A 3,135-nucleotide genomic window follows, 5' to 3' on the forward strand; every position below is an offset into this window, starting at 1 on the left:
GATTTATATTTATGAGTAGAATAAAATTTGAGAGGAGAGTAGTTAGAAATCAATTGCATGTGTCAAATAATGTTCGCAATTTACTCTTAGCAAACACCGGAGGCTTTTTTAAACACAGAGATGACCTTACTTTAATGAAAAGTCAGTTCTCTTTAAACAATTACTCGATTGATTCACCTTTTTGAGCCATCGGATATTCCGCCTCGATGAAGTTTTTGATTCGTACAACCTTCATTTTGGAGTCTCCGGTGGCTTTTTTTAAGGTGAGAAATTGCGAACTTTAGTATACGTTATCAAGAGACAAGGAAGATTCCTAGTAATTCAAATTACTTTTTCAATTCTCATTTATTTAACTCTGTTATCAGCTTCTGATATTTAGCTCTCTTGCTTCCAGCGCTGACAGACATGGTTATCCCCATTGCATCCATTATTTCATCTTCTTGGACTCCATATTCAACCGCTTTTTTATAATGATGCTCAATACAAGGGACACAATCCACTATAATTGAACAGGCTAAAGCAATGAGTTCTTTGGTTTTTCCGTCTAAAATCTTTGGTTCATAAGCTTTGTCTGAAAATTGGTTATACAATTCATCCAGTTCTTTTAATAAGAACATTTTCTTCCCTCCATGCTCTGTTTTTAAGAAATAAGGTTCTTCTCCCAAATACTTGATAAAAAAGTCAAATAAAAATGGATATCGCTTGCTTTTCTGGATACAGGATTTGCATCACCAAAACTCACTCAGAGGAGGCAAAGCAATGTCCCAGATACAGCTTAATCCATTCTTTAATTTTTGTCGAGTGAAGGTAGCCAACCAATCCTTCGATCAAGAAAAACAACTGGTCACCGTGTCCATCCACCCTTATAAGCACTATGACCTAGTATGTCAACGTTGTCAGCGTTAAGTGAAAGAAATTCATTCCTATCATGAACGGACAGTAAGAGATCTCAATTTTCCCAATTCATTAATATCATTTTTTCTCTCAGCTCTAAAAAGGAAATTTTCATGACTGGTATTTACAATCTGGGTCCTTTTTTATTGTAATCTTACATCAATCTTTTTTTCCTATAATGAATGAGGATCTTTTTTATCTCAATTTTAATCTTCTTTCATATCGCTTATCGCCTGACTCGCTTAATATACGATATTAGCCAGTTTGTTGATGAGAACAAGCCTACAATCACCCTCATCCTTGGATACAAGTTTATCGATCCAGTAAGTATTGGCTTGGATTCGGGGGAAGTAGGATTTGAGAACTTTTCCTAGTATTAATGACACCTCCTAAAACGATGGTGCTATAAAAATCATTTTTTGTGGCTAATTTCTGAAAACATATCTGCGGTTTTTGAGAAGTAGTAAAAACACGTATGACGGGCTCCCGGCACCACCTAAACCGTACGCTTGAAGTGTATTTATATAGACTTTAAGCTCTTTTTCGCGATTCGTTTCAATCCTACTGATGATAATTTTTGCCGTGTTTTTCCTGACCGATGAATCTTCATCGTCCAAATCTTCTCTCAATGAAGCCAATTGCGTTTGTATTTCATCTTCACCGTACGCAATTTTTTCCTTGGTCCGCTGAATGCTTTCGATTTCCTCAATAATAGTTTGCTTCTGTAGTTCCAATTCTTCCATCCGATCTTTGAGCTCCCTTGAATACATACCATCCTCGATGGCTTGCCGAATATTCCCAATTTTCTTTTCAACCTGGAGGAGTTCCTTATCATATTGTTTAATCGATACGGTATGATTTTCAGTAAAAGATTGAAGGAAATTCTGCAGAGATTTGATATATGCTTTACTCATAGGGGTGTTCTTCACCATTTCCATGACAATATCTTCAACTTTATCCTGACGGAGATAATATTTGCAGGTTTCGCAATTGTAGTATCCTGTCTTTAGCTGTTTCCTCTTTATTGTGTGTTCGACCAACGGTTTTCCGCAATGTTCACAAACCAGTAATCCTGATAGCCAGAAGGTGTTATTCCGGTTTCTCTGATTGATTTGTCTACGCTTGGCAAAAATAGTCTGGACCGTCGACAGGCATGGAAATAAAAAGTAATTGTTCTCTCTGTGTATCACCTTCTTCGCCTCTTCTTGGTTTTTTAGAACTGACCACCCTGCCAAGGAGGGATGGCTTCATATTTAGTCCCCTCAGTTCGCTGAAGGTCCAGGAGTGGTGATCTCCGGACTTTAATTTAGATCACTCCTGACTTCGGTTCGGGGGAGGGTTGTTAATAGCTCTATATAGAGAAAAAAAAGGATTCATGAGATGACGTATAGGGGCAATTAGTTCATTAATATGAAGAATAACACCTATTGAGAAATTAAATAGACTTAAATTGGCTCTCATAAAGCGGTTTTTTCTTGGTATCCTTCTCTTTTTTTCAATTCCTTTTCGATTTTTGCTGCTATCTCGCTCGGATTCTTGCCGGTAAGTATCAAGTCCAGAGCTTCTTCGTTTGACACGATAAATCCAAGCTTGCTTCCCAGGATGACGATTGCATCTTCAGATGAGATCATCGCGCCCTCAAAATACAATGGTTCAGAATGACATCAAATTTTTATTTATCATTAGATTTACATGATTGATTCAAAAGGAACCCTCTCCAAGAAATATTCGCCTTTAAGCTCCAATTCCATGAAGAGGGAATGTTGTTTATAAAATGAAAATTTTCTAAAAGTTAATTTATTTATCCTCTATCCGATTAAAGCTGCCAATATTGCCTTCGTTGAGCATATCAACAACCATTTTACTCGCCTTCCCTAAAGGATCAATTTGAAAATGGACAAACCCGCCTACATCCAAATAATCCGGAATAGAAGCCATGAAGGTATCTCGGTTCCAGGGTGAAAAAACTATTTTGGTTTGTTTAGGACCAATAGTAAATACTAAGTTGTCTCCTTCTATGTTAACCACTGCTTCACCATATACCGGATTTTCGTATTTTCCAGTATAGGCTTCTAAGGGGAGAGGTTTTTCTTTTGGAATGTCGGGTAACTCGTCACTCTGGGATTGGGCTGCTTTGGCTTCTTTCAGGTTTTCAGTACTCCAATCTTTAAGGGGGTTTCCTAAATAGAGATCGATAAATCTTTTTATCAGTGCTTCTGGAAGCTTTGTATCTGCCATATT

General features: G+C 37.3%; 5 protein-coding genes. 1 reads left to right on the forward strand and 4 read right to left on the reverse strand.

What is annotated here, in order from left to right; translation table 11 throughout:
• Nucleotides 1-341 precede the first annotated feature (341 nt).
• On the reverse strand, nucleotides 342-617 hold the full coding sequence (locus PLK24_RS10060) for a carboxymuconolactone decarboxylase family protein (RefSeq protein WP_324478756.1): 276 nt from the start codon (nucleotides 615-617) through the stop codon (nucleotides 342-344).
• 142 nt (nucleotides 618-759) lie between these two features.
• Between PLK24_RS10060 and PLK24_RS10065 the strand changes: the two genes are divergently transcribed.
• Complete coding sequence (locus tag PLK24_RS10065; RefSeq protein ID WP_324478758.1) at nucleotides 760-906, forward strand: hypothetical protein; 147 nt, start codon at nucleotides 760-762, stop codon at nucleotides 904-906.
• Nucleotides 907-1,319: 413 nt separating this feature from the next.
• Here PLK24_RS10065 and PLK24_RS10070 read toward each other — a convergent pair whose 3' ends face one another.
• From PLK24_RS10070 to PLK24_RS10080, 3 genes are all read right to left on the reverse strand, one after another.
• Entirely contained in the window at nucleotides 1,320-2,084 is a 765-nt protein-coding gene (locus PLK24_RS10070) for a recombinase zinc ribbon domain-containing protein (RefSeq protein ID WP_324478760.1), read from the reverse strand.
• Nucleotides 2,085-2,351: 267 nt separating this feature from the next.
• Nucleotides 2,352-2,525 (reverse strand): hypothetical protein, encoded by a 174-nt coding sequence (locus tag PLK24_RS10075; protein WP_324478762.1) that lies wholly within the window; start codon nucleotides 2,523-2,525, stop codon nucleotides 2,352-2,354.
• Nucleotides 2,526-2,691: 166 nt separating this feature from the next.
• Nucleotides 2,692-3,135: DUF3471 domain-containing protein (locus PLK24_RS10080; protein ID WP_324478764.1), on the reverse strand; the 444-nt coding region annotated here is incomplete at its 5' end.

The organism is Atribacter sp. (genome assembly GCF_035418125.1).
GTDB classification, from domain to species: Bacteria; Atribacterota; Atribacteria; order Atribacterales; family Atribacteraceae; genus Atribacter; species Atribacter allofermentans.